This window comes from Roseivirga seohaensis subsp. aquiponti, assembly GCF_001267955.1.
Classification (GTDB): Bacteria; Bacteroidota; Bacteroidia; order Cytophagales; family Cyclobacteriaceae; genus Roseivirga; species Roseivirga seohaensis.
This window is the reverse complement of record NZ_JSVA01000007.1, coordinates 43932-69222: the sequence shown is the minus strand read 5'-3', so window position 1 is coordinate 69222 and position 25291 is coordinate 43932. Positions and strand designations below refer to the sequence as shown.

The 25291-nt window shown below is 39.2% G+C and carries 23 protein-coding genes; 9 read left to right on the top strand and 14 right to left on the bottom strand.

All coding sequences use genetic code 11. The features are described 5' to 3' along the window. Positions 1-28: 28 nt before the first annotated feature. The 8 genes from OB69_RS05910 to OB69_RS05875 all read left to right on the top strand — a co-directional run bounded on the left by OB69_RS05910 (position 29) and on the right by OB69_RS05875 (position 9101). Positions 29-1072, top strand: coding sequence for a quinone-dependent dihydroorotate dehydrogenase (locus tag OB69_RS05910; RefSeq protein ID WP_053222974.1), 1044 nt, complete (start codon positions 29-31; stop codon positions 1070-1072). A 79-nt stretch (positions 1073-1151) separates the two neighbouring features. Beyond that, positions 1152-3680 (top strand): FtsK/SpoIIIE family DNA translocase, encoded by a 2529-nt coding sequence (locus OB69_RS05905; protein WP_053222784.1) that lies wholly within the window; start codon positions 1152-1154, stop codon positions 3678-3680. A gap of 19 nt (positions 3681-3699) precedes the next feature. Then, the gene (locus tag OB69_RS05900) at positions 3700-4341 is read left to right on the top strand and encodes a LolA family protein (RefSeq protein WP_053222783.1); all 642 of its coding nucleotides are present in this window, start codon (positions 3700-3702) and stop codon (positions 4339-4341) included. Continuing rightward, positions 4342-5157 (top strand): orotidine-5'-phosphate decarboxylase, encoded by an 816-nt coding sequence (gene pyrF, locus OB69_RS05895; protein ID WP_053222782.1) that lies wholly within the window; start codon positions 4342-4344, stop codon positions 5155-5157. A gap of 24 nt (positions 5158-5181) precedes the next feature. Next, positions 5182-6477: a DUF2851 family protein gene (locus tag OB69_RS05890; protein WP_071426728.1), complete on the top strand. Its 1296-nt coding sequence runs from the start codon at positions 5182-5184 to the stop codon at positions 6475-6477. 48 nt (positions 6478-6525) lie between these two features. Further along, complete coding sequence (locus OB69_RS05885) at positions 6526-7158, top strand: NeuD/PglB/VioB family sugar acetyltransferase (protein WP_053222780.1); 633 nt, start codon at positions 6526-6528, stop codon at positions 7156-7158. A 109-nt stretch (positions 7159-7267) separates the two neighbouring features. Beyond that, positions 7268-8233: an oxygen-dependent tRNA uridine(34) hydroxylase TrhO gene (gene trhO, locus OB69_RS05880; RefSeq protein ID WP_053222779.1), complete on the top strand. Its 966-nt coding sequence runs from the start codon at positions 7268-7270 to the stop codon at positions 8231-8233. A gap of 1 nt (position 8234) precedes the next feature. Then, positions 8235-9101, top strand: a complete 867-nt coding sequence (locus tag OB69_RS05875) for a nucleoside phosphorylase (protein ID WP_053222778.1) — start codon at positions 8235-8237, stop codon at positions 9099-9101. A 5-nt stretch (positions 9102-9106) separates the two neighbouring features. Here the strand turns inward: OB69_RS05875 and OB69_RS05870 are convergent, their stop codons facing one another. Beyond that, positions 9107-9700: a hypothetical protein gene (locus OB69_RS05870; RefSeq protein WP_053222777.1), complete on the bottom strand. Its 594-nt coding sequence runs from the start codon at positions 9698-9700 to the stop codon at positions 9107-9109. Between the two features lie 495 nt (positions 9701-10195). On the opposite strand from OB69_RS05870, the gene OB69_RS05865 reads away from it, so the two are divergent. After that, on the top strand, positions 10196-11569 hold the full coding sequence (locus tag OB69_RS05865; RefSeq protein WP_082338096.1) for a M28 family peptidase: 1374 nt from the start codon (positions 10196-10198) through the stop codon (positions 11567-11569). Positions 11570-11624: 55 nt separating this feature from the next. On the opposite strand, the gene OB69_RS05860 is transcribed toward OB69_RS05865, so the two are convergent. From OB69_RS05860 to OB69_RS05800, 13 genes are all read right to left on the bottom strand, one after another. Next, positions 11625-12086 carry a RidA family protein gene (locus tag OB69_RS05860; protein ID WP_053222776.1) on the bottom strand — a complete coding sequence of 154 codons (462 nt, stop codon included), beginning with the start codon at positions 12084-12086 and terminating at the stop codon, positions 11625-11627. 294 nt (positions 12087-12380) lie between these two features. Continuing rightward, positions 12381-13307 (bottom strand): adenylate/guanylate cyclase domain-containing protein, encoded by a 927-nt coding sequence (locus tag OB69_RS05855; RefSeq protein ID WP_053222775.1) that lies wholly within the window; start codon positions 13305-13307, stop codon positions 12381-12383. A gap of 8 nt (positions 13308-13315) precedes the next feature. Beyond that, positions 13316-15184, bottom strand: coding sequence for an ABC-F family ATP-binding cassette domain-containing protein (locus OB69_RS05850; RefSeq protein WP_053222774.1), 1869 nt, complete (start codon positions 15182-15184; stop codon positions 13316-13318). A gap of 188 nt (positions 15185-15372) precedes the next feature. Next, positions 15373-17616 carry a sodium-translocating pyrophosphatase gene (locus OB69_RS05845; RefSeq protein WP_053222773.1) on the bottom strand — a complete coding sequence of 748 codons (2244 nt, stop codon included), beginning with the start codon at positions 17614-17616 and terminating at the stop codon, positions 15373-15375. Positions 17617-17818: 202 nt separating this feature from the next. After that, the gene (locus tag OB69_RS05840; RefSeq protein ID WP_053222772.1) at positions 17819-18445 is read right to left on the bottom strand and encodes a flavin reductase family protein; all 627 of its coding nucleotides are present in this window, start codon (positions 18443-18445) and stop codon (positions 17819-17821) included. Continuing rightward, on the bottom strand, positions 18446-19150 hold the full coding sequence (locus tag OB69_RS05835) for an SDR family NAD(P)-dependent oxidoreductase (protein ID WP_053222771.1): 705 nt from the start codon (positions 19148-19150) through the stop codon (positions 18446-18448). It lies immediately after the preceding gene. Continuing rightward, entirely contained in the window at positions 19150-19845 is a 696-nt protein-coding gene (gene folE / locus OB69_RS05830) for a GTP cyclohydrolase I FolE (RefSeq protein ID WP_053222770.1), read from the bottom strand. The genes OB69_RS05835 and folE overlap by 1 nt, the downstream gene beginning before the upstream one ends. Further along, a complete protein-coding gene (locus tag OB69_RS05825; RefSeq protein ID WP_053222769.1) occupies positions 19808-20215 on the bottom strand; it encodes a 6-pyruvoyl trahydropterin synthase family protein in 408 nt (135 codons plus the stop codon). The genes folE and OB69_RS05825 overlap by 38 nt, the downstream gene beginning before the upstream one ends. Before the next feature lie 165 nt (positions 20216-20380). After that, a complete protein-coding gene (locus OB69_RS05820) occupies positions 20381-21211 on the bottom strand; it encodes an SDR family NAD(P)-dependent oxidoreductase (RefSeq protein ID WP_053222768.1) in 831 nt (276 codons plus the stop codon). A gap of 113 nt (positions 21212-21324) precedes the next feature. Continuing rightward, positions 21325-22326 carry a glycosyltransferase family 9 protein gene (locus OB69_RS05815; protein ID WP_053222767.1) on the bottom strand — a complete coding sequence of 334 codons (1002 nt, stop codon included), beginning with the start codon at positions 22324-22326 and terminating at the stop codon, positions 21325-21327. Between the two features lie 89 nt (positions 22327-22415). After that, positions 22416-23003 (bottom strand): hypothetical protein, encoded by a 588-nt coding sequence (locus tag OB69_RS05810; protein WP_053222766.1) that lies wholly within the window; start codon positions 23001-23003, stop codon positions 22416-22418. Further along, complete coding sequence (locus OB69_RS05805; RefSeq protein ID WP_053222765.1) at positions 22993-24351, bottom strand: 6-bladed beta-propeller; 1359 nt, start codon at positions 24349-24351, stop codon at positions 22993-22995. Before OB69_RS05805 ends, OB69_RS05810 begins: the two co-directional genes overlap by 11 nt. Positions 24352-24445: 94 nt before the next feature. Continuing rightward, the gene (locus OB69_RS05800) at positions 24446-24781 is read right to left on the bottom strand and encodes a hypothetical protein (protein WP_053222764.1); all 336 of its coding nucleotides are present in this window, start codon (positions 24779-24781) and stop codon (positions 24446-24448) included. Positions 24782-25291: the final 510 nt, after the last annotated feature.

The window sequence follows — 25291 nt, the reverse complement described above, 5'->3', positions numbered from 1 at the left end:
AGCCGTACTTTTGACAAAATTTTCAGCTTTGTATAAATCAATCATTCGTCCCTTTCTTTTTGCCAAATCGGCAGAAGATGCTCATTATTTTACTTTTGGGTGGATTAAGCGCTTATTTAAAATCCCCGGAGTCTCTGCTGTTGCCAAATCCCTTTATGATTTTGAAGACAGTCGATTAGAGGTAGAGGCCTTTGGCCTTAAGTTTAAAAACCCTGTTGGGCTTGCAGCTGGTTTCGATAAGGATGCAAAACTTTATGATGAGCTTTCTGCTTTTGGCTTCGGCTTTATCGAAATAGGTACGCTAACGCCTAAAGGGCAAGAAGGAAACCCAAAGCCTAGGCTTTTTAGGTTGCCCAAAGATCAGAGCTTGATTAATCGTATGGGCTTTAATAATCAGGGTGTTGACGCTGCGGTTGAACGATTAAAAAGAAAAAAGACTAATGTGCTGATTGGAGGTAATATTGGAAAGAACAAAATAACACCTAATGAAGCTGCCGTAAATGACTATGTGTTGAGCTTCGAAGCGCTATTTCCACACGTAGATTATTTTGTGGTCAATGTAAGTTCTCCAAACACGCCAAACTTAAGAGAGCTGCAAGAAAAGGAACCGCTCAAGCTGTTGCTTATGGCTTTGCAGGCGGCTAATAGGTTAAAACAAATTAGCAAACCTATATTGTTGAAAATTGCTCCAGACCTTACGTTAGATCAACTCAATGACATTGTTGAGATTGTTGAAGAAACGAAAATTGATGGAGTAATTGCTACCAACACAACAATTTCAAGAGAAGGCTTAGCAACAGAAAAGAGCGAAATTGAAAAAATAGGTGCAGGTGGTTTAAGCGGAAAATCAGTGAGAGATCGTTCTACTGAAGTGATCCGTTATCTTCATCAAAAATCTGGAGGCTCGTTTCCGATTATCGGAGTAGGAGGGATTAATACTGGAGAAGATGCCATTGAAAAATTAAAAGCAGGAGCAACTTTGGTACAGGTATACACCGGATTTATTTATGAAGGTCCGGCAATGATTAAAAAAATCAACAAAGCCATCCTGAAATGGAAGTTTGGCAAGTGATCTTAAGATGTTTTAGTCAATCCGTCTAAAGGATTCATAAAATTCATTTATTTTCGTAATTAAAGGGAAGCACTTTTTCATGGCCAAAAACACCTACAAGTCCAATACATTTAAAAACACCAAACAAGATAAGAAGCAGTCCAAAGGATTTAGCCTAAAGGGAAAACTCCGCTTGGGCTTTATAAAGGACCGAAGGGTTCAGCTTACCTTGGGCTTGTTTTTGTTGCTTACCTCCATTTTTATTTTTGTGGCTTGCGTAAGCTACCTTTTTACAGGCAAGGCCGATCAAAGTGTAGTGGAGTCGGTTGGCGAAACAGGATTGATAGCTTCTGGCAGAGAAGCAGCCAACTGGATGAAGCTTTGGGGGGCTTACGCATCGCATTACCTTATTTTTAAATGGTTTGGTATAGCAGCCTTCCTTATTCCTCCATTTTTATTTGTTGGAGGCTATAAAATCGTTTTTGGAAAAGCACTTGTTAATATTCAGCGCGCCTTCATTTTTGTCGTTTTCTTCCTTTTGTGGATCAGCCTTTTGATGGGTTCTATGATCAAAGGTGGTTCTGGGGTGTCTGAGTGGAGTTTCTATAGTGGTGGTTTAGGGTATGAACTTGCGGTTATTTTCGATAACCTAATGGGTTTTGGAACAATTTTATTGCTCGTATTTACTTTTTTGGTGTTTGTAATTTTCTTCTTCGACATCAAACAGATTTTCTCTACCAAAAACACTTTGACTAATTTGGATAATTCTGAAGAAGCTGAAAAAGAAACAATCATTACAGAAACTAGAGAAACCGTGAAAGCGGAAGATTTAGATGATGAGTTAGGCGAAGACGAGTTAGAGCTGTCAAGTGAGGAAGAGCTAGAGAGTTGGGTGCTTGAAATGAAAGAAGATAAAAAAGCCCCTACTACGGATAATTCAATAGAGCTCGAATTGTCAGATGAAGGTGTAATGGAGGAAGAAGAGGAAGCCGAAGAGTTAATCGTTGAAAAACCTTTTGTCGAAAATCGCCCGATTCCTCAAACAGAAAAGAAAGACGAGCCTTCCTTTGAAGTAGAAATAAAAGAGTCGTCAGAAGCATTGGTTGAAAAGGTAGGAAACTATGATCCGACTTTAGATTTGGCCAAATATCAATACCCAAGTATTGAGCTTTTGAAAGAATATGGCCCTGCCAAAATTCAAGTAACAAAAGAAGAGTTACAGGCCAATAAGGATAGGATTGTTGAAACACTAACCAATTTCAAAATTGGAATTTCCAGTATTAAGGCTACGATTGGGCCAACGGTTACGCTATATGAAATCATTCCTGAAGCAGGGGTTAAGATTTCAAAAATTAAAAATCTAGAAGACGATATTGCCTTAAGTTTGGCTGCTTTGGGTATTCGTATTATTGCGCCAATTCCGGGAAAGGGAACTATTGGTATTGAGGTGCCGAATAAGAACAAAGAAATGGTCTCTATGCGTTCTGTAGTGGCCACGGATAAGTTCATGAACAGTGATAAGGCACTTCCGGTGGTATTAGGGAAAACCATTTCAAATGAGGTTTTTGTAACCGATTTAGCCAAAATGCCTCACTTGCTTATGGCAGGAGCAACTGGCCAAGGTAAGTCTGTGGGATTGAACGCTATTCTCACCAGCTTACTTTATAAGAAACATCCTTCGCAACTAAAGTTTGTATTGGTAGATCCTAAAAAGGTGGAACTAACCATTTACAATAAAATTGAAAGACACTTTTTAGCCATGTTGCCAGATGGCGAAGAAGCCATTATTACCGATACCAAGAAGGTTATCAATACACTGAATTCACTATGTATTGAAATGGATCAGCGCTATGATTTATTAAAAGATGCTGCTTGCCGTAATATCAAAGAGTACAATCAGAAGTTTGTAGATCGAAGATTGAATCCGGAAAAAGGGCATCGTTATTTGCCATATATTGTGCTTGTTATTGATGAGTTGGCAGATTTGATGATGACAGCTGGTAAAGAGGTAGAAACCCCAATCGCACGTTTAGCGCAGTTGGCTAGGGCTATTGGAATTCACTTGGTAGTAGCAACGCAACGTCCATCGGTAAACGTAATTACAGGTATAATTAAGGCCAACTTCCCGGCAAGGCTTTCATTTAGAGTGACTTCAAAAATAGATTCACGAACCATTCTCGATACTGGTGGAGCAGACCAACTAATTGGACAAGGGGATATGCTCCTTTCTATGGGCTCTGAAATTACTAGAATTCAGTGTGCATTTGTAGATACGCCAGAAGTAGACGACATTTGTGACTTCATTGGAGGTCAACAAGGTTACTCTTCTGCTTATATGCTTCCAGAATTTACGGGAGATGATGCAGATAGCAGTACAAGTACGGTAGATTTATCAGACCGAGACACGATGTTTAATGAAGCGGCTCGACTAATTGTTTCACATCAGCAGGGAAGTACCTCTCTGATTCAGCGTAAATTGAAGTTGGGTTATAACAGGGCTGGAAGGATTATTGACCAATTGGAAGCAGCTGGAATTGTGGGGCCTTTTGAAGGCAGTAAAGCGAGAGAAGTTTTAATTTCAGATGAATATAGTTTGGAACAGTTATTGAACAGCTTGGACGATAACTAATTCTTTAGAATAAGATACAATGAGAAGAATACTAGGATTTTTGATGGTGATGATGGTCAGCAGTATGCTGAATGTGGCGCAAGCGCAAGATCCAAAAGCCGTGTTAGACAAAATGAGTGCAACCTATAAGGCCATGCCCGGTTTTGAAATAGAGTTTGTTCAAAAAGTAATGAGTGAGGCTGAAGTTTTAGATAGATTTTCTGGAAGCGCGGCAGTTTCAAAAGAGAAGTTTATGATCAAATTCAGAGATCAACACATTTACTGTAACGGACCAGTGCTTTGGACATATTTGGTAGAGGCACAAGAACTGACCATTACCAATTTTGAACCAGAAGAAACGTTCATCAACCCAACCAATATTTATGATATTTATAAAAAGGGTTTTACGTATACCTACAAACGCTCCGAGAATTTAGGAGGTGCTTTGATTGATGTAATTGAGTTGGTTTCTACAGATGAAGACAGTGATTTCACAAATATCATCATGTACATCGACAAAAAGACCAGCTACCTTAAAGCATGGGATTTGATTGATTATGATGGCATCAAGACCTCTTTTGAAGTAGCTAACTTTAAGCCAAATCAAACTTATGCTGCCGGATTTTTCGAATTCGATTCAAAGAAAAACCCGGTGCAACACACCGAAGACTATAGGAACTAAATGACCAGAGCAGAGCTTTTTGGCCAAATTCAGAAAAAGAACTCCTTTTTATGTGTTGGTTTAGATACCGACCTGAATAAAATACCCAAGCATTTACTAAATACCGAAGACCCGATCTTCGAGTTTAACAAAAGAATTATAGATGCTACGGCTCAATATGCAGTGGCCTATAAGCCTAATATTGCTTTTTACGAGGCATATGGCGTTAAGGGCTGGCAAAGTTTAGAGAAAACAATCGCATACATTCCTAAAGATATCTTCATTTTGGCCGATGCCAAACGTGGTGATATTGGCAATACCTCAAAAATGTATGCCAAGGCTTTCTTGGAAAACATGAATTGTGATGCTATTACGGTAGCTCCTTACATGGGAGAAGATTCGGTAAAGCCTTTCCTTGAATTCGACAATAAATGGGTGATTCTATTGGCACTCACTTCGAATGCTGGTGGAAAAGACTTTCAGAATTTAGAACTTACCCAAGGTGGAGAACTTTACGAAGAAGTACTGAGGAAAAGCCAAGAATGGGGAACTACCGATCAGTTGATGTATGTGGTAGGAGCTACTAGAGCTGAAGCTTTAACAAACATTCGCAAAATTGTTCCTGATCACTTTTTGCTCGTTCCAGGAGTAGGTGCACAGGGCGGAAGCTTGAAAGATGTAGCCCAATATGGGATGAATAACCAGTGTGGCCTTTTAGTAAATTCTAGCCGAGGAATAATTTATGCTTCTCAAGAGGAAGATTTTGCCGAGGTGGCTGAAGAGAAGGCCCGCGAGTTACAGCTAGAAATGCAACAGTATTTATCTGAATTTTTGTAATTTAAGAAGCTAAAAGGCTTTTTAATGTTACCAGAATCCTTTCTACATTTCGTTTGGCGATATCAATACTTTAATACTTCCACTCTTGAGTTGGTTTCTGGAGAGAGGCTGAACATTACAAAGACTGGAAATCTCAACCATTTGGCGGGTCCTGATTTCAAAGAGGCTCAGGTTGATATTGAAGGCATGCAATGGTATGGCTCAGTCGAAATACATGTAAAAGCTTCTGATTGGTATACCCATAAACATCAAGATGACCCCAACTATGACAATGTGATTCTCCATGTAGTTTGGGAAAATGACAAACAGGTACTAAACAGTGAAGGTAACCCAATCCCTACTTTAGAATTGAAAGGCTTAGTAAAGCCAATGGTGTTAGAGCGCTATCAAAGTTTAATAGATAATGAGGATCCAATTCCATGTGCTAGACATCTAAATAATACGAAATCCATCACCAGACTTTCAATGCTGGAAAGGGCTTTGGTAGAAAGGGTAGAAGAGAAGTCGAATGGTTTTGATTCTATTTTGGAAGCAAATGCGCATAACTGGGAAGAGTCGGCTTATCAATGGCTGGCCAAGGGCTTTGGCTTTAAAACTAACGCAAACAATATGTTGCGTTTGGCGCAAAGCGTTCCGTTAAAAGTACTTACAAAACATTCTAACCAACTTTTTCAGATTGAGGCCCTGCTTTTTGGTCAAGCAGGTTTTTTAGATGTTGATGTGTCAGACGAATATGCTTACCAACTTCAAAAAGAGTATCGATTTCTAAAAGCCAAATACGAGTTGAAACAAAAAATAGGCTACAATGAATGGCATTTCTCTAAAGTAAGGCCACCGAATTATCCTACAATAAGAATTGCTCAATTAGCAGCCTTGGTAATTACCTATCCACATATTTTTTCATTCTTTTCAGAAATTGAAAATAGAAAGGAAGCCCTAGACAAATTAGATGTTCTTCAGTCAGATTACTGGTGTACGCATTATGCTATAGATAAGAAGTTGAGCAAGCGTTTGGGTGGGCTGACAAAGAAATCGAAGGAGAATATAATTGTAAATACAGCTATTCCTTTTTTAGCAGCTTTGGCTAAATATAAAGATGATAGCGCTTATTTAGATAGGGCTTTAAACTTACTTTCCTCTATGAAAGCAGAAAGTAACCACATTACTGAATTATGGAAGAGTTTAGGCTGGAATGTGTCTTCTGCTTTTGATAGTCAAGGCTTGATTCAATTACATAACGCTTATTGCCTACCAAAGAAGTGTATAGAATGTAATATTGGAATATCATTAGTGCGGAACCCTGTTACGGATCATGCTTAGAATTTCATTCAAAAAAAGCTAAATTGCCGCCCGAAAAAAGGGATAATTATGGATAATCCAGTAATCATATTTGGTGCGAATGAAATGGGTAAAGCTACCCTCGAAATATTTGAGAGTAACGGAGTTGTAGTATATGGTTTCTTGGATGACGATGTGTCGAAACATGGCCAAGAGATGAGCGGAGTTTCTGTTTTAGGAAAAACCGATGATGATGGCTTTCTAAAGCTGATTGGTAAAAAATGCGAAGGCTTTATAGCAGTAGACGACCGTGACCTTAGAAAGGGTTTGGTAAAACTGATGGTAGAGCGCAGAAAGAAAATGCCTGTAAACGCCATTCATCGCAATGCAGAAATTGCTACTTCGGCACACATCGGTCACGGAAATTTTGTAAACAACGGAGTGGTTATTGGTTCGAATGCTAAAATTGGCAATCACTGTCTATTGAACACCAATTCAACCATTGATTTTAGTGCGAAATTGGGCGATTTAGTTCAAGTGGGTGCAGGTAGCGTAATTGGTAACGAGGCCGAAATTGAAGACAATGTGTTCATTGGCTCTGGCGTTACGATTGTTTCGGGAGTTAAGGTAGGTAAAGGAGCACGAATTGGTGCAGGCTCTGTGGTAATAGCCGAAGTAAAAGCTAATACTACTGTATTTGGTAACCCAGCCAAGGAAGTTTAGTGAGCTACGATTTTAGAGGTTTGATTTACTAGTTAACCCAGTGAAGCCTAAAACCCAACATTTATAAATAAAACAATTAATTCACCCTACTTGAAATAGGGCACGAGCTATGGAAAAACAATATTCAATTTTACTGTATTACTGCTATGCCGACATCCAGGATTACGAGGCATACAGAGAAGAGCATCACTTATTTTGTGTTGAAAACAATTTGCGTGGCAGAATAATTATTTCACCCGAAGGCCTTAATGGTACCGTTTCTGGTCTGAAAGAAGATTGTGAAAAGTACATGGCTTATGTGCATTCAGATACCCGCTTTGCAGACACCGAATTTAAAGTGGAAGCCCACGATAAAATGGCTTTTGCCAAGCTCCATGTTAGAGTGAAGCCTGAAATTGTACATTCTAGTCTAAGGCACATCAACCCTCGGCAAAAAACTGGTACTTATGTAGAACCCAACGAGTTCAAAGAAATTCTTAAAAACCAGCCAGAAGACACGGTAATTCTCGATGTGCGTAGCGACTATGAACATAGTGTAGGTAGATTTAAGAATGCACTTACCTTAGATATTGAAAATTTTAGAGACTTCCCTGAAAAGGTAAAGGAGATTGAAGGGTTGAAAAACAAGAAGGTAATCACTTACTGCACAGGAGGTATTAAGTGCGAAAAGGCTAGCGCGTATTTATTAGAACAAGGTTTTGAGAATGTATACCAACTTCATGGTGGTATTATTAAGTATGGAATTGAAGCAGGGGGCGAAGATTTTGAAGGGAAATGTTACGTGTTCGATAATCGAATTACGGCTGATGTAAACTCGGTTAATCCTTCCGTTATTTCAAAATGCTATGTCACAGGTGTCCTTACAGATAGAATGGTAAACTGTGCTAACCCAACTTGCAATGCGCACATTCCTATGTTAGAAGAAGCTGGTTGGTTAATGGATGGATGCTGCTCAGAAGAGTGTCGTCAGAGCCCTGAAAGAAGACCATATGATGGAACAGGCTACTATCAGAAGAACACTAATCATTATAACCCATTGAAAGGGGTGAAAAGAGAGCCTGCTAAAATCGACTGATGTGAAGAAAAGGACTATTCCAGAATCAGAACTTATTTTAACAGGTGAAGGCGCAATTTATCATTTGGGCCTGCATCCAGAAATGGTAGCCGATACCGTCATCGTTGTAGGCGACCCTGCACGAGTAGCTAAAATCAGTAAGTTTTTTGATAGAATAGACTTTCAAATCACCAACAGAGAACTTGTAACGCATACAGGAGAATTAAACGGAAAGCGTATTTCTGTAATCAGTTCAGGAATGGGGACAGATAATGTTGAAATTCTTATGACTGAACTCGATGCGTTAGTCAATGTAGATTTGAAGAAACGTCAGGTTAAGGATAAGTTAAAGCGCCTTAAGATTATCAGAATAGGAACTTCAGGTTGTATGCAGCCAGATATTCCTTTGGACTCATTTTTAGTATCAAAGGCTGCCTTAGGCATGGATTCTTTGATGTCCTTTTATCCTTGGGTGGAATCGGAAGAAGGGCAGGTAATCGGAAACAAAGTGCAAAGGACATTGGATTTATCCATTCGGCCATATCTTTCAGAAGCTTCTACCTTATTGTTAAAAGAGTTCCAAGGGCCTCAAATGTATAGTGGAGTAACGGTAACCGCTCCTGGGTTCTATGCGCCTCAAGGTAGGGAAATAAGGCTTAGGCCATTCCTTCCAGATTATTTGGATAGACTTTCTAAAATCAATACCTCTTTTGGGCAAATCACCAATTTTGAAATGGAAACAGCTGGCTATTATGCCATGGCCAAAATGTTGGGCCATGAAATGATTAGCTTCAATGCTTTAATCGCTAACAGGCCTAATCATCAGTTTTCACCTAATGCGGAAAAAACGGTCAACGGCTTGATTGAGTGGGTGATTGAGAGGCTTTAGAAAAACTACTTTTTTGGCTTTAGTTTACCCTGAAGTAAAAGGTTGAACTCTTCACATGTCAAAACCCCGTTAGTAGAATAGGGACACTTTTTGTAAAGGTTATCACCCAGCCTATCCTTTGTTGTAATGATGTCGTCCCCTTTGCAGACAGGACAAATAATACTTTCATGCCCTGAACAACTGATAGTGTTTAAGTAGAAAAATTTGGTATTCGTCTCTACGGTTTCTCCTGTACTTCTATTGGCTCTAAACTCCTTTTCCGACTTATCTAACAAAGCAATTGCCTCATCTGAATATTGGCCAGAAGAGCCTTTCAGTTCTAGGTATTTACTGAGCCAATCTATACTCTGGCTATAATATTTTAGGTAGAAAGAGTTTTTGCCAAAATAGTAGCAGAAATCAGCAGAAAGCACGGTGATTTGATCTAACGCTACCATAAAGTATTTATCCGCTTCCAAATACTTCTCTTGGTTCATATAAGTAACGGCCGTATCGATATACCTTCTAGGATCTTGAAATAGGTGGCTTTCTTTTTCTTGCCCAACTACGTTTTGTATTAGAATAAAAAGAAAGACTGTAGAAATGAAGAGTTGCCTCATAATGAATGTTTAAACGCCTAAATTAATAAAGTTTAGACACTAAAAAGCCTCGGAATTACCGAGGCCATATGTTTTAACAGTTTTTGTGAACTGTTAGAATTCAAAAATGAATTCTACTTCGTGCTTTTCTTCAACTTTGGTAAAGCAAATTTTTTGCTGGCCAATGTCGCGATGCCAATTCCTGTGGCAACAAGTGCGGCTGTGAATAATAATGTTTTTGTTCTCATTTTCCTTCGTTTGGGGTACTTGTACTCCTAAGACAACCTTTGTGCCAATAATGTTCCTACGCTAAGAATATTATTTTTTTGCCTTTCGTTTACATACTGTTAACAATCTTCAACGCCCAGTCCCTTACTTGAAAGCGACTTATTTTTTATTTGATCACTTTTTTGTGCATAATTCGGAGTACAATAAAAAATAGTTTTCCATTGATCAAGTATCGCTTTTTATCACAGTTAAATGATGTCTATATTTCAATAATCAACCTGTTGACTTATGAAAATTAGAAATTACTTATTTGCGCTGTTGAGTTTTGGCTTCTTTTTGAATCCATTGGCGGCTCAACAAACCGCTCCTCCTCAAACCGATGCTCGATTCTATGATATTATCGAATCTGCTTCGCCAGAAAGAATTGAAGCAGACATCCGTAAGCTGATCAGCTTTGGAACCCGAAATACGTTTTCAGACACTGTTTCTCAAACCCGTGGAATCGGAGCGGCCAGAAGATGGATATTCTCTGAATTTCAGAAAATATCAAAAGAATGTGGAGGCTGTTTGGAAGTTTTCTATCAGAAAGATTTTGTGGAAAAAACGGAAGGAAGTCGTGTTCCTCATTCTGCTTGGGTAGTGAATGTAGTGGCCGTTTTAAGAGGTACTGATTATCCAAATAGTTATGCACTGATGTCGGGTGATATTGATTCTCGTGCATCTAATACCATGAATTTTGAAATTGATGCGCCTGGTGCCAACGATAATGCATCGGGTATGGCTGGAACAATAGAGGCTGCACGTATACTTTCTAAATATAAATTTAAGCACAGTATCGCCTTTGTTGGTCTTTCTGGAGAAGAACAAGGCTTGTTTGGTGGTGCTGGTTTAGCAAAATATGCGCAAGAGAATAACTGGGAAATTGTTGGGGTACTGAACAACGACATGATTGGGAATATTGAAGGAGTTGATGGCGTAATCAGTAATCGTGATTTCAGGATTTTTTCTGAACCAACACCAGCCAATGAAAGCGAAGGTTTGAGACGCGCCAGAAGAACCGTTGGGGGAGAAGTAGATGGTAATTCTAGACAATTAGCCAGATATATTTATAAGCAAGTACAAACCTATATGCCTGAAATGAATCCTATGATGATTTACAGGTTAGATAGATTTGGTCGTGGAGGACATCACCGTCCGTTCAACGATTTGGGATTTGCTGGGGTGCGTATTATGGAAGCTCATGAAAACTATGTGCGTCAACATCAAGATATAAGAACTGAAAATGGAATTAAGTATGGTGATGTGATTGAAGGCGTAAACTTTGAGTACGCAGCAAAACTGACAGCCGTAAATGCGATTTCGTTGGCTGGCTTGGCTTGGGGGCCTAAACTGCCTGAGGATGTAAGAATTGGTGGCGCTGTTCAGCCTTCTACTACTTTGCAATGGAAAGAATCTATCGATCCGAATATAATTGGATATAAGCTTTATTGGAGATTAACCACTTCACCAACTTGGGATAATTCTAGATTCGTTTCTGGGGTGAATGAATTCACTTTGGAAGGTATCGTGATTGACAATTATTACTTTGGAGTGGCTGCCGTAGCGAAGAACGGAAGCGAATCGCCAGTGGTATTTCCTTACCAGCAGATAAGAAGGAGGTAGAAGAAGTAATTACTTAAATGAATACAGATAGAAAAGCGGCATTGTGCCGCTTTTCTTATGATTCAGTAATTGTGAAACTCGCAGTTAAGCCCACACTGAAGTTTCTGGGAAGTGATTGAACACCAAAAATAGCTCGACTATGGGTGCCTTTTTCTTCTAAAATTTTGACAAACAGATCAGATGCCCCATTCGCAACTTTGGGTGATTCATCCCAGTTCTTACTTGCTTGAAAGTAAATGTCAATATGGTTTAAACCCACTAGTCTGTTGAAGCCTACTTTGCTATTGATTTGAGCCAAGACATTCAGGGTGCATAATTCCATAGCATGGTAACCATCTTCCGTGCGGAGTTCGTCTCCTAACCGCCCTTGATATAGATACTCTTCATTTAGAATTGGAAACTGTATGGCCACATAGGCAATATTTGCTCGGATATTAACCGATACATAGTTGCCGCCAGGAGTAGAAACCTCTGGAAGCCTAAGCTTGAGTTTTTGTAAGTTTTCTAGTGGGTTCATCCGAGTTGGAAATTCTGATTGATTATCTCAAATTAAGAATACCGATCCATATCCTTCATAAAGCGTCTTCTGTCTTTACGTTGATTTCTGTTTATAATAAAGAATAGGAGTGGACCTATTAAAAAAGCTGTGAATAAAGGAAGTTGAAATACCCTGGATTGGTTGCTTTTACGGGCTGATCGCTGTTTTAAAAATTGAAGAAAACTAATGGTGTAAACCACCATAATCAGAACGCAAATAAGAATCCATGCCGTAGTGCTCATATTCAAAAATACAAACTTATTGTATTTGCGACTACACCAAAACTGTCGGATTTACATACTCTAAAGAATAGACCTTATGGCTTCCTTTCTTGCCTTTTACTTCAATTTCATATTCCCCGTTTACTACGCAGCAGGTCTCAAATTTTTTAAATAGCGCTTCGGAAATGAGGAAATCTGTATTGAGCGTTTTGTTCGCTTGTTCAATTCTTGACGCAAAATTTACAGTGTCGCCAATGGCCGCTTCTTTTTGCATGCCTTCTATGCCAATCGTGCCCCAAATTACTTTGCCCGTATGTGCACCTAAACGAATTTTAAAAGAAGAGTTCACCAAGTCATGAACTTCAGTATCAAATTTTTTTATGGCTTTTTGAAGTTCAAAACCCGCATTGATTGCATTTTTTGCATGGCCGGGTTGATGATCTAAACCGAAAATGGCCAAGAAACCATCGCCATAGTAGTCTAATATTCTGCCGTTATTTTTTTTAATAATATTGCCGGCAATGTAGAAATAGCGGTTGAGCACATGAACTACATCATAGGCGGGTGTACGTTCGCTAAATGCGGTGTAATCAGCAATATCTACAAAGAGTACCGAGGCATCAATTACTTCGCCCAAGCTTCGAGGTGCAATAGGATTGCCTGAACTTAAAATGATGTTTTCATCAATTTTGTCTAGAACTAGTCTTCTTGCTTCTACCGGTCCGCATACAGTAGTTTGGCATGCTAATCGGATTTCCGGGCCTAATTTGAGTGAATCCGCTAGTTGCTTCTCTTTCTCATTTCTAGGGCTTACATTTTCCAAACCTTTGTCGATATAAACCCTGCAGGTAGAGCATTTGGCATTGCCACCGCAGGCATGAGCATGGTTAATGCCTTTCTTAAGTGAAGCTTCTAGAATTGTTTCACCATGTTCACAATCAACCGTTAGATTATCAGAATTAAGAATTAGTTCAGCCATAAATAAGATTACATGTATTCGGAAAGCTCAAGCCAGCGCATTTCCTTCTCTTCTAAATCGTTATTTATTCTTTCTAGTTCCGTTGCCCAAGCAGTTAATTCTTCATGATTAGTAGAACCGTCTATTATTTTCTCATTCAGAACCGCTTTTTGCGCTTCTAATTGAGCCATTTCTTTTTCTAACGTATCGAATTCTAGCTTTTCCTTATACGATATTTTTCGCTGTTCTTTTTTAGGAGCTGGTGCTGCGGGCTTCTCAACAACTTTTGGCTTTGGAGCTTCTTTGGCTGCCACTTCTTCTAAACGCCAATCGGTGTAATTTCCGTTATAATCTCTGATGTCGCCTTGGCCATCAAAAACGAAAAGGTGATCGACTAATTTATCAACAAAATACCTGTCGTGAGATACAAGCACTAAGCAACCTTCAAAATTTTCAAGGAAGTTTTCTAGCGTGTTTAGTGTAATCAAATCAAGATCATTGGTAGGTTCATCCAGAATCAAGAAATTCGGACTTTTGATTAAGATTTTAAGCAATTGAAGCCTACGCTTTTCTCCGCCACTCAATTTGCCAATGGGTTTGTATTGCACTTCTGGCGGAAAGAGAAAACGAGTCAGGAACTGAGAAACAGGAATACTTTGTCCTTTTCCATATTCCACAAACTCGGCAATTTCTTTAGCGAATTCAATGACGGTTTGAGCATCGTTAAACCTTAATTCTTGCTGACGGTAGTAGCCAATTTTAGTGGTTTGGCCTAAATCAATTGATCCTTCATTGGCTTCTAAATCGCCTACAAGTAAACGAAGGAAAGTTGTTTTTCCACTTCCATTTGCTCCAACAATTCCTACACGGTCCTTTCTTGGAAAAACGTATGAGAAATTGTTGATCAGCTTTTTGTCGCCAAAACCGTGGCTAATTTCTTCAATTTCTAATACCTTTTTACCCTGACGTGACGCTGTGGCACCTAGTTCCATTCCAGTAGCTTTAGCTCCAGAGAAGGCTTTTGATTTGGTTTCTTCAAAGGCATCAACTCTGTATTTGGCTTTTGTGCCTCGGGCCTTGGGTTGCCTTCTAATCCAGTCCAGCTCTTTTCTGTAAAGGTTCTGCGCTTTTTCTATAGAGGATGCTTCAGATTCATGTCGTTCCGCTTTCTTTTCTAAGAAATGACCATAATCGCCTTTATACCGGTATAACTTCCCGTGGTCTAATTCTACAATTTCGTTGGTTACTTTTTCTAAGAAATACCTATCGTGAGTTACTAGAATCAAAGCCATATTGGCTTGGCTCAAATACCCCTCTAACCATTCAATACTGTCAATGTCCAAGTGGTTGGTAGGCTCATCCAAAATCAATAAGTCAGGTCTTTGAATAAGCACTTGCGCCATGGCCACTCTTTTCTGCTGACCACCCGATAGCTTGCTCACATCGGCTTCCAAATCCTTCAAACCTAGTTTACCTAAAACCTGCTTTATCTGGCTTTCTTGGTCCCAAGCATTCAAGGCATCAATTCGCTCGATAACAGTTTGCATTTCTTTGTCATCGTAGTCGCCACGTTCGGCTTGCAGCATTACTTTCTGATAACGACTTAAAAGCCTAAGGGCTTCGTCATCGCTATCGAATACAGCATCAAGTACGGTTTGGTTGGTTTCAAACTTTGGATTTTGTACCAATGAGCGCACCACAATGTCGTTTCGGAATACCACGTCTCCGGCATCTTGTTTTTCAACACCAGTAATGATTTTAAGCAGGGTAGATTTTCCTGAGCCGTTAACGCCCACGAGGGCAATCTTTTGGCCTTGGTCGATACCAATGGAAATGGCATCGAGTATTTTTCTGTCACCAAATGTCTTGGTGATATTTTCTAACGAAAGGTAGTTCATTCTTGAATGGAATTCTTAGTGGGCAAAAGTAACTAAAGAAATGGGTAACAGACTGATTTTGCAAAATGAAGGGATAATAATTTCATAGAAGTTAATGGGTAGGTAGTTATTGAATACAGGTTAAGAACCAGCCTACAAAAAAAGGCTACCGTTTCGGGTAGCCTTTCAATTTTATAAACTATTGAATCTTAGTTCAAGTCAGTCACTACTTCAGTAATTTCTACTGCTGGTTCTTCAATAATAATTTCTTTTACTTCAGCTTTAGTGTCGTCAGCAGACTCTGAATGACCAGCACCCAATAGAGGGGCAATCACCAAACCAACCAAACAAGTAAGCTTAATCAAAATGTTCATTGATGGTCCAGAAGTATCTTTGAATGGATCACCCACAGTATCTCCAGTTACAGCAGCTTTGTGAGCGTCAGAACCTTTGTAAGTCATTTCTCCATCAATCATAACACCAGCTTCGAAAGATTTCTTGGCGTTGTCCCAAGCACCACCAGCGTTGTTTTGGAAGATCGCCCAAAGTACACCTGATACTGCAACACCTGCCATATAAGCTCCTAGTGCTTCTGGCCCCATAATGAACCCTACAAGAATAGGGAAGATGATGGTGATCGCTCCTGGCAACATCATTTCTTTAATGGCTGCTTTGGTAGAAATTTCAACACACTTACCATACTCAGGAGTGGCAGTGCCTTCCATAATACCTGGAATTTCTTTGAACTGTCTTCTTACTTCTTTTACCATTTCCATGGCTGCTTTACCTACGGATTCCATAGCCAAAGCAGAGAAAATTACAGGAATCATACCTCCAATGAATAAGGCAGCGAGTACATCGGCTTTGAAAATATTGATACCATCAATACCAGTGAAAGTAACGTAGGCGGCAAAAAGTGCAAGAGCTGTTAATGCTGCAGAAGCAATGGCAAATCCTTTTCCGATAGCCGCAGTTGTGTTTCCTACTGAATCTAAAATATCTGTTTTTTCACGTACTTCAGAAGGAAGTTCACTCATTTCGGCAATACCACCTGCGTTATCCGCAATAGGACCGAAAGCGTCAATGGCCAATTGCATTGCAGTAGTTGCCATCATAGCAGAAGCAGCAATACCTACACCGTAGAAACCAGCCAATTCGTAAGCACCCCAAATGGCACCCGCAAAAAGAATAATTGGTCCGAAGGTAGACTTCATACCTACAGATAAACCTGCAATAATGTTTGTAGCAGCACCAGTAGATGAGTTTTGAATAATGCTCATTACAGGTTTTTTACCAATGGCAGTGTAGAATTCAGTTAGGTAAGAAATTAAACCACCAACTACTAAACCTACCAATACGGCTCCGAATACACGGATAGAGGTAATTTCTAAAATACCTTCGCCAAAGAACTTCATTTGCATAGTTTCAGGCAAAAGAAGGTCGATAAGGAAATAACAACCGATAGCAGTTAATATGATTGAAATCCAGTTACCACGGTTCAAAGCCGCCTGAACTTCGGCTTCTTTAGCGTTGTTATTTGTGATTTTAATAAACATAGTACCGATCAACGAGAAGATGATTCCGGCACCTGCAATTACTAAAGGAAGCAAGATTGGGCCAATACCGCCAAAAGCGTCTTCAACAGATCCGCCCATGTCTCTAATGATATAGTTACCCAATACCATAGAGGCCAATACGGTCGCTACATAAGAACCGAAAAGGTCGGCACCCATACCTGCAACGTCACCTACGTTATCACCTACGTTGTCGGCAATAGTTGCAGGGTTTCTTGGATCATCTTCAGGAATACCCGCTTCAACTTTACCTACAAGGTCAGCGCCAACATCGGCTGCCTTTGTATAAATACCACCGCCTACACGGGCAAAAAGTGCAATTGACTCAGCTCCTAAAGAGAAACCAGCAAGAGCTTCTAATACGATTGTCATTTGATAAACTCCACCATTTGCCATGTCGCTATCCATAAAGAAAGCAAACAATAGAATGAAGAGCATACTTAGTCCGAAGACGGCTAAACCAGCCACACCTAATCCCATTACAGTTCCGCCAGTAAAGGCTACTTTAAGGGCCTGCCCTAAACTAGTTCTTGCGGCTTGGGTAGTTCTTACGTTGGCTGCAGTTGCAATGCGCATACCAATGTTACCTGCCCAAGCAGAGAAAAATGCGCCAATAATAAACGCGAAGATGATAAAGTAGTGAGTGGTTTCAACCAAGGTAGAAATAACACCTAAAAGTATACCAGCAATCACTACGAAAATGGCGAGTACTCTATATTCTGCCTTGAGGAAAGCTAGCGCTCCTTCGCGGATGTATTTGGCAAGGTTTTGCATTTTTTGATCCCCTGCATCTTGCTTGTTTACCCAGTTCGATTTAACGATCATTACTAACAAGCCAACTAGCCCGAGAAGTGGGACTAAATAAATCAGATTTGACATTTTTATTTATCAGTTTTATAAAAGACGTGCAAAGATAGTAGATGCCTTTACAAAAAGAAAAACTATGTGAATTAAAGAATAGCGATCATAACATGGCTTTAAAGCCTTCAATAAGCAATTTAAAGATGCCATTCGGGATAAAGCTCAAAATGAAACTGGTAATTTGGAGGCCAGCAATTTAAAAAAGTGGCAGATGATGTTTTTAATCAAGTCTTTTTGGAGGAATATCTGGTTTAGCGTATGATAACCTATTGATGCCATTGGTGTCATGGTAGCTGTCCAAACCTGTCATGGCCAACGTGTTGGCGGCTTCAATATTTAAAAAACCATCAGAAGTAATAAGTTCCTCTTCTATAATTAACTCTTTAATTTCTCCGATTACCAAAATGGTCTTGTTGGCTGTTATTAAGTGTTGTTCTTTAAACTCTAAGCCTATTTTTATTTTGCTTTCGGCTACAAATGGTGCAAAATGATTACTTGAATAATATTCTGTTAGCCCTGTGGCCTCAAACTCACTTTTTTCCCAACGGGCGCTTGTCCAGTGCGCTTGTTCCATCATTGCCTTGTGAACAAGGTTAATGGTGAATTCTTTCGTTTCTAGAATGTTTTCTAAAGTATGACGAGGTACGGAATGAGGCCGAAAGAGTACACCCATTAAAGGAGGGTTAGCCCCTACGTGCATTACCTGAGTAAATAAACCCAAATTAGTAATTCCTGATTTTGACTTTGTACCTATTAAGTGCGGGGTTTTAAAACCCGAAAGACAATTGATCAGGTTGGTTCTAAAACGCTGTTCTAACTTAAGAATATCTGAAGAAGAAAGTTGCATTTAAGTTCTTAAAGTTGACATTCCTCCATCTACTCCAATGATTTGGCCTGTTATCCAACTTCCTTCATCTGAAAGAAGTAAAGTGGTTAAATGGCCTAAGTCGGCCGGTTGCCCAAACCGACCAATAGGATGTCTTTTATTAGAAGCTTCTTTCTTCTCGTCTGATGCTAATAACCGTTCTGCTAGAGGGGTATCGGTTAATGAAGGTGCCAACACATTCACCCTAATATTCATTCCGGCCCATTCTGCAGCAAGTGATTTGGCCAATCCTTCTACCGCCCCTTTTGCAGCAGCAATGGAGGAATGAAAGTTCATGCCTATGTTTACCGCTACTGTGCTATATAGAATTACCGAAGCTCCTTCGGCTTTCTTAAGTCGCCCCATGCAAGCTTGTAATACTTTTATGGCGCCAAAGAGATTTATATTCATGTCTGCTTGAAAGTCTTCAAGCTTAATTCTATGAAATGGCTTTAAGTTGATAGACCCTGGTGCATATACTACTCCGTGTAAAACTTCCGGAAGTTCGTCAAACTCAGTGCTCATTTGGTTAACATCCAAAGAAATATAATTAGCGCCTGAAAGCTTTGGGTCATTTCTGCCAGCCACAAAAACATTAGCACTTTTTTGTAAGCTCAGTTCCGCAACGCTTTTACCAATGCCCGAACTAGCACCTACTACAAGTATATTCTTGCCTGATAGACTCATTAAGATTTAGTGTTTATGTAGCTCATCAACTCTTTCTTCGTAGAGTTTTCTTGGAATTTACCGTGAAACTGAGCTGTTACAGTGCTGCTGTTTACATCTTTCACACCTCTTGACTGAACGCAAAGGTGATCGGCATCGATGATTACCGCCACATCTTCTGTTTCAAGCAAAGTTTTCAGCTCGTTTGCTATTTGCACAGTGAGCCTTTCTTGAACTTGCGGACGCTTTGCGTAATACTCCACAATACGGTTGATCTTCGATAGGCCAATTACTTTTCCGCTTGAAATATAGGCTACATGCGCTTTTCCAATAATGGGCACAAAATGGTGTTCACAATTAGAATAGAAAGTGATATTCTTTTCTACCAGCATCTCATTGTACTGATACTTATTCTCGAAAAGCGTCACTTTAGGTTTATTAGCGGGGCTTAGTCCGCTAAAAATTTCTTTGATATACATTTTGGCTACGCGTTTTGGCGTGCCCGAAAGACTGTCATCACTTAAGTCAAGCCCCATGATTTCCATGATCTCCTTAAATTTCTTTTCAATGAGCTCTTGTTTTAAGTCATCGTCCATATCGAAAGCATTCGGAACCATTGGCGTTTCATAAGAAGTGCCTACGTGCTCATCTCCAATTTCTTCAATTCTACTAAGTACGTTAAGCGGGGTACTCGACAAAGTTCCGTTCTGTTTCATAGAGTCTTATTTTCAATTCTAATTTTTGGTCAATTTCTGGGCGCAATAAGTTGTAGATTACCACTGCGATGTTTTCTGCCGTTGGATTCAGGTTTTTAAATTCGGTTACATCTAAGTTTAAGTTTTTGTGATCGAATTTATCTGTAACATGAGTTTTGATAATATCCTTTAGGATTTTCATGTCGCAGACATAACCTGTTTCTGGGTCTTGCTCGCCCACAACTTTTACAATGAGCTCATAATTATGGCCATGGAAAGAGGGGTTGTTACATTTCCCGAAAACCTCATCATTCTTCTCTTCACTCCATTTGGGGTTATAAAGTCGATGAGCAGCATTAAAATGCTCTTTACGATAAACAGCTATTTTCATTTTGGTAATTTAAAAATGAGTAAGAAGTGTGCTTACTACTTTTTTGTTTCGGGATGCCAACATTGGGTTCACCGATTTTGTTCAAAGAACGATATAAAATAATTGAACAAAAAATCTAAAATCTAATAAATGAGTTAGTTAAAGAGGTAAGAGGCTTTGTGTACATTAAATCTTCAGCTTTAACTCTGGAGCCAATTGTTTGCTGTCAGACCGTTTAGCATGATTCTTTCGCTGAATATTCCCAACCATGTTAGTCACTCTATTTCGGCTCAGAAGTCTAGGTAAAAAAGCACTTAATTTATTCCATACGCCAGGAACAGCCACAGGCTGACCTTTAATCATGCATGAAAACGCAAAGAGCGCTACGTCTTCGGCAGAAGCAATATTGAATTTAATGTTCGGGTCATCATTACCGTTGGCTTTGGCAAAACCCGTTTTTGTCATGCCAGGACATAATACCGTGGCGGAAACGCCAGTTCCTTTCAGCTCATTGGCCAATGCTTGAGTGAATGAAAGTAAATATGCTTTTGAAGCATGGTAAGTAGACATCAGTGGGCCTGGAACAAAGGCAGCTACGGAAGCATTATTTAAAATGTAGCCTTTTTTTCTCTGTATCATGCCAGGAAGCAGCAGCTTGGTAAGGTGAGTGGTCGTTACCATGTGTACGTTGAGCATGGCTTCATCCTTTGCCCAGTCGGTTTCCAGAAAGTGCCCAAAATTACCAAAGCCGGCATTGTTGAAAAGGATTTCAATAAGCAGTTGCTGTTCAATAATGTATTGATGAATTTTCTCTGCAATGCCCTTCTCTGCCAAATTACAAACCAGTAGGTGAATGTCCGTTTGAGGGAACATGATAGAAAGCTCTGCTTTTTTTTCTGCCAATAATATTTCATTCACATCAATAAGGAGTAATGAATAATTGGCTTGGGAGGCGATTTTGGCAAATTCAAATCCAATTCCACCGGCAGCTCCGGTAATTAAAGCAGTAGTTTTCATACGGTCAATCCTTTGCCAAACGGCATGGGTTAGCGAGAATAATAGTCAGCAAGAATAACCATTTTCTTTTTTTAAGTCTAAAATCCTGCTGTTAAATTGTTAGGGTAGAAACCTTATCCCTCCTCATTTTTATTAAAAAGTAGTTTCTCGATTTGAATATCTCTCCCACATTTAAAATGGCCTTTCGGACATTCTTTGAAGCCATGCAGTCCGCAAGGGCGGCAGTCTAGCTTTTCTGAAACTTCAGCAATTCTAGCGTTTTCGGCCAAAGGCCCAAAACCAAATTCAGGAACAGTAGAGCAGTAAATGGCCGTGGTTTTAGCGTTCATGGCAGAAGCCAAATGCATGGGGGCAGAGTCGTTCACATAATTCATTACTGCGTCTTTCATCAGTGCAGCCGACTGAAGTAAATTCATTTTTCCGCAAAGGTTCTGCGCCTTTGGGTTTCCGCCTTGCGCAATGATTTCATCACAAAGCGCCTCATCATTAGGCGCTCCAATCAAATAGATATTGCCAGAGAATTCAAGTGATTGAATCAATTCCACCCATTTCTCTTTTGGGAATTGTTTGGTAAACCAAACCGAGGCTGGTGCCATGCAGACAAAAGGTTCGGTTTTATAAGCGGCTACTTTTTTAAAGTCGGAAGGTGATGGATAAAGTACCGGACGCTGAAGTTGGCCATCGGTAATGGCTTTGATTAGCTCATTGTTGCGTTCCACCTCGTGCGTTCCTTCTTCAATTTTATGAGTTACCTTTTTAGTAAAAGCCCAGGCAAAAGGATTTTTATCGAAGCCAATCTTTTCCTTCGCGCCACTAAAAGCAGTAAGCATTCCTGAATTGGCAAAACGCTGAACGTTCACCACCAGGTCGTAGTTGCCCTTTCTGATTTTACTGAGGAGCTTAAAGAGGTTACGGTATTTCCCTCCTTTTTTATCCCAAACTAGCACCTCTCCAAGTTTCGGGTGATTGTTCAACAGGGCTTCATTGCCCTTGCGTAACAGAAAGTCTATTTTGGCTTCTGGATAATATTGGTGCAGTTTTTCGATCAGCGAAGTCGCCAGAATTACATCACCAATAAAGGCCGTTTGAATGATAAGGATCTTTCCGTAAGTCATAAGCTGGCAAATATAGTGCTTTCTTCAACTCTCCAAGGGATCAGAGTCTTTGAAGAGTTTAGGTAAGCTTGAGTGGTATGTTAAATTAATTACTTGACCTCTAATCTAAATATGCTAGAAATCGCATTAAAGTACGATTCATTCAGTGACTCAATGCCTCTAATTGGGATAAATGTATGGTTGACAATGTGATTTGAATTAATAGTGAAATAGTAAGGCGCATTGGCCTCATCTACGGGGAGTTTTAATTCTCCATAATCAATAGTGAAAATAGGTATGCCAGATCCTGAAAGACCTTTGGTCATAAGTTTTAAATTCCTCTCGGATTTAAATGTTGCAAATACGGCAATCTGATTTGTACCTAATTTTGTTTTGAATGCTAGAATTTCTTCAAGTTCAACTTCAATACAAAGACCACAATTACTGTCGTTAATTCTTAAAATAGCTAACTCATTATGTGCAGCCATCAATGAATCAAACCTAATCTTGTGATCAACAGATTCTAAACTGTCTTTGATATTCAAGATCACAGAATTTGTTTTCTGTTCAAAATACAAATCAGTTGCTATTGTCTCAATTAGACCTGATTCTGCTGAGTTGACCTTGTCTTCGTTGTTATTTGAAGTACAAGCCACCAGACAAATGAACAGAAGGACTATGGTTTTGTTATTGATCATCGATATTGTTGAAATCAGGTTCTACAAATACCAAAACGGGGTTGTCATCTGGGTCTAAGCTTTTTGCTAAGTCCAAGTAGTTAAAGCCGTTTTCTTGAATGTAATTGTTCAAGTAAAACTCATACTGTTCATCTATGCTCATCTCGGGGCGGCTTTTTCCGTTGTCAGCAATGAGAGCTTTGCGTAAGGCCGTGGTAAACTCTAGATATTTATCGACCGCATTTTTTGGTTCCATTACATAAATAAGAGAGTTCCCTTGGTATCCAATTGGAGAGTATGGTATTGCTCCTGCCACTTGCATGTTGTCATCTATATCACCAAAGGTGAATCCTTTTTTTAATTTCTTATTATAGAGTGTGTGGGTGAAAGCATTGGCGGTTTCTAAAGAACTAACGCTGTATGTGTAATCTTTAGTTTCTAAAAAAATATCTGGATAAGGAAGCTGTCTAAGGCGGTTCTTCCTATTTATTTCTCTTATATCTCCATTTTGGAATAAATTTTCAGGGATTGCCCACTTCCCATAGTCCATTACATATTTTGCATGAACGCCCTTTTCGCTAAATGAATATATAGTGTCATTAAAAACCATATTGATCAGAAAGTCACCATCACTTCCCTCTGATAAATTCTGACGGGCTCCCAAGTTGAGTAGTTCTGTATTCGGGGTATGAGGTAGATGTTGCGATATTATTTTCACTCTCTTGTCTTCAACTTCTTCAGCAACCAGTAACTGGTGCCCTAGACCATTAACCTGTCCGTATCGGTCTTCATTAAAAAGGTATGGACCTAGGAAGAATAAGTATTTATTTTCGTCCAATGGCGTAAATGCCTTGAGTAGAAAGCCAAGTTTCAAGGTAGATTGGTAAATTCCAGTATTAGCATCGTACCGTTGAATAATGCCCCTTGTATTATCAAGTACTTCTATCGTGTTTTTGAATTTATTAAACCCAATATACTTTATAGAACGGTATTCTTCAGGGCCACCGCCTGATCTGTCAATTTTAAAGTCAAATTTTCCATCATGAAAAAATACCAGAATAGAATTGGTACTGCGGTCTGCAATAATGTATCGAGAATCGGTTAAGATGAATTCATCTATTTTTCCGAAGAGTGATTCGTCATTAGTCTCCAAAGGAGTAAAGCGAGTATTTTTTTTGAATATGTCTTGACTTTTGATTTTTGGCGAATTACCATCTACTTTGATAGGGGTCGGGTCAAAGCGGATATCATTATACCTGTTCGTCTCAAGGCTATTTAGGTCTAGCTGATAGCTTAAAAGTTTCTCATTATTGGGTTTGCACGATGAGAGAAGACAAAAAAAGAGTAGAAGAGAAATTTTGGGTTGCATAAAAGAATATTTTAAGGGATGAAGGTAAAAACACAGTACTTAATTATCTGTTTCGATTTCAACTAAATACTAAGTACCGTGTAGTTGTCTTTAATCAGTTTATCCTTTTGTACCCGGGGTCAATTTCACAATGAGTTCGGCATGCGTACCAAATAGAAGCGTCTAAGCAGCCACCTTGGGTACCTTCAAAGAGTATTTCATAATCTCCACTTTTAAACCGAAAGCCTGTTCTGTCTACGGCAATCTCTTCTTCACCTCGTACTCTTTGAGTTACGATACACCTCTCATTATCACCACCCTCGTTTGCAAACCACTCTATCTTGGCATCAGCTTGGTTGATAAAGTTTAACCCTAAATAAGGAATTGATGTGCAGGTTACAATTAGTAACGCAATTAGTAACGCGATTTTCTGCTTGATTTTGTTTTTCATGGCTTTGTTTTTTGTGTTTTTACATATTGATAATTAATAATTACTGTATTTATGTTTAATTAATAGATCTGAAAAATGTATTGTGTGTTAAAAATAATACTTGTATATTATATTAATGATTTAAAAGATTAAATGTCACCCTTGAAAATTGATTTTTTTATTAACTAAAAAAGTATCTGATGACTTACCTCTTGCGTTAGCTTTGATTTGCGATTGGCTATAAGTGTCTGATATTGAGTTACTTGAATTTAAGTAGGTAATGTTGTTCTTAGAATGAGGTCAAGCGTGAATTTTTACAATAAAAAAATGATTTTGGTTGGCTGAAATAGAAAACTAGCACTCAATATGAGCTTCATATTCATGCCAAATGTTAGCTTATCTGGGGATAGGCTAGTCTGTTTTGATAGCTCATCCACAGACTCGGTCACCCTGCTGTTCTCCCTTATTCAATGAATGATGTATTACGGTACTTTTGTCTTGTAAAAGCTATAGCCTGATCTTTAATATTCT

What these genes read in the sequence shown, in the direction of transcription:
- OB69_RS05905 (WP_053222784.1), top strand. Translation starts at nt 1,152, where the DNA reads ATGGCCAAAAACACCTACAAGTCCAATACATTTAAAAACACCAAACAA.
- OB69_RS05900 (WP_053222783.1), top strand. Translation starts at nt 3,700, where the DNA reads ATGAGAAGAATACTAGGATTTTTGATGGTGATGATGGTCAGCAGTATG.
- pyrF (WP_053222782.1), top strand. Translation starts at nt 4,342, where the DNA reads ATGACCAGAGCAGAGCTTTTTGGCCAAATTCAGAAAAAGAACTCCTTT.
- OB69_RS05890 (WP_071426728.1), top strand. Translation starts at nt 5,182, where the DNA reads ATGTTACCAGAATCCTTTCTACATTTCGTTTGGCGATATCAATACTTT.
- OB69_RS05885 (WP_053222780.1), top strand. Translation starts at nt 6,526, where the DNA reads ATGGATAATCCAGTAATCATATTTGGTGCGAATGAAATGGGTAAAGCT.
- trhO (WP_053222779.1), top strand. Translation starts at nt 7,268, where the DNA reads ATGGAAAAACAATATTCAATTTTACTGTATTACTGCTATGCCGACATC.
- OB69_RS05870 (WP_053222777.1), bottom strand. Translation starts at nt 9,700, where the DNA reads ATGAGGCAACTCTTCATTTCTACAGTCTTTCTTTTTATTCTAATACAA.
- OB69_RS05865 (WP_082338096.1), top strand. Translation starts at nt 10,196, where the DNA reads ATGAAAATTAGAAATTACTTATTTGCGCTGTTGAGTTTTGGCTTCTTT.
- OB69_RS05860 (WP_053222776.1), bottom strand. Translation starts at nt 12,086, where the DNA reads ATGAACCCACTAGAAAACTTACAAAAACTCAAGCTTAGGCTTCCAGAG.
- OB69_RS05855 (WP_053222775.1), bottom strand. Translation starts at nt 13,307, where the DNA reads ATGGCTGAACTAATTCTTAATTCTGATAATCTAACGGTTGATTGTGAA.
- OB69_RS05850 (WP_053222774.1), bottom strand. Translation starts at nt 15,184, where the DNA reads ATGAACTACCTTTCGTTAGAAAATATCACCAAGACATTTGGTGACAGA.
- OB69_RS05845 (WP_053222773.1), bottom strand. Translation starts at nt 17,616, where the DNA reads ATGTCAAATCTGATTTATTTAGTCCCACTTCTCGGGCTAGTTGGCTTG.
- OB69_RS05840 (WP_053222772.1), bottom strand. Translation starts at nt 18,445, where the DNA reads ATGCAACTTTCTTCTTCAGATATTCTTAAGTTAGAACAGCGTTTTAGA.
- OB69_RS05835 (WP_053222771.1), bottom strand. Translation starts at nt 19,150, where the DNA reads ATGAGTCTATCAGGCAAGAATATACTTGTAGTAGGTGCTAGTTCGGGC.
- folE (WP_053222770.1), bottom strand. Translation starts at nt 19,845, where the DNA reads ATGAAACAGAACGGAACTTTGTCGAGTACCCCGCTTAACGTACTTAGT.
- OB69_RS05825 (WP_053222769.1), bottom strand. Translation starts at nt 20,215, where the DNA reads ATGAAAATAGCTGTTTATCGTAAAGAGCATTTTAATGCTGCTCATCGA.
- OB69_RS05820 (WP_053222768.1), bottom strand. Translation starts at nt 21,211, where the DNA reads ATGAAAACTACTGCTTTAATTACCGGAGCTGCCGGTGGAATTGGATTT.
- OB69_RS05815 (WP_053222767.1), bottom strand. Translation starts at nt 22,326, where the DNA reads ATGACTTACGGAAAGATCCTTATCATTCAAACGGCCTTTATTGGTGAT.
- OB69_RS05810 (WP_053222766.1), bottom strand. Translation starts at nt 23,003, where the DNA reads ATGATCAATAACAAAACCATAGTCCTTCTGTTCATTTGTCTGGTGGCT.
- OB69_RS05805 (WP_053222765.1), bottom strand. Translation starts at nt 24,351, where the DNA reads ATGCAACCCAAAATTTCTCTTCTACTCTTTTTTTGTCTTCTCTCATCG.
- OB69_RS05800 (WP_053222764.1), bottom strand. Translation starts at nt 24,781, where the DNA reads ATGAAAAACAAAATCAAGCAGAAAATCGCGTTACTAATTGCGTTACTA.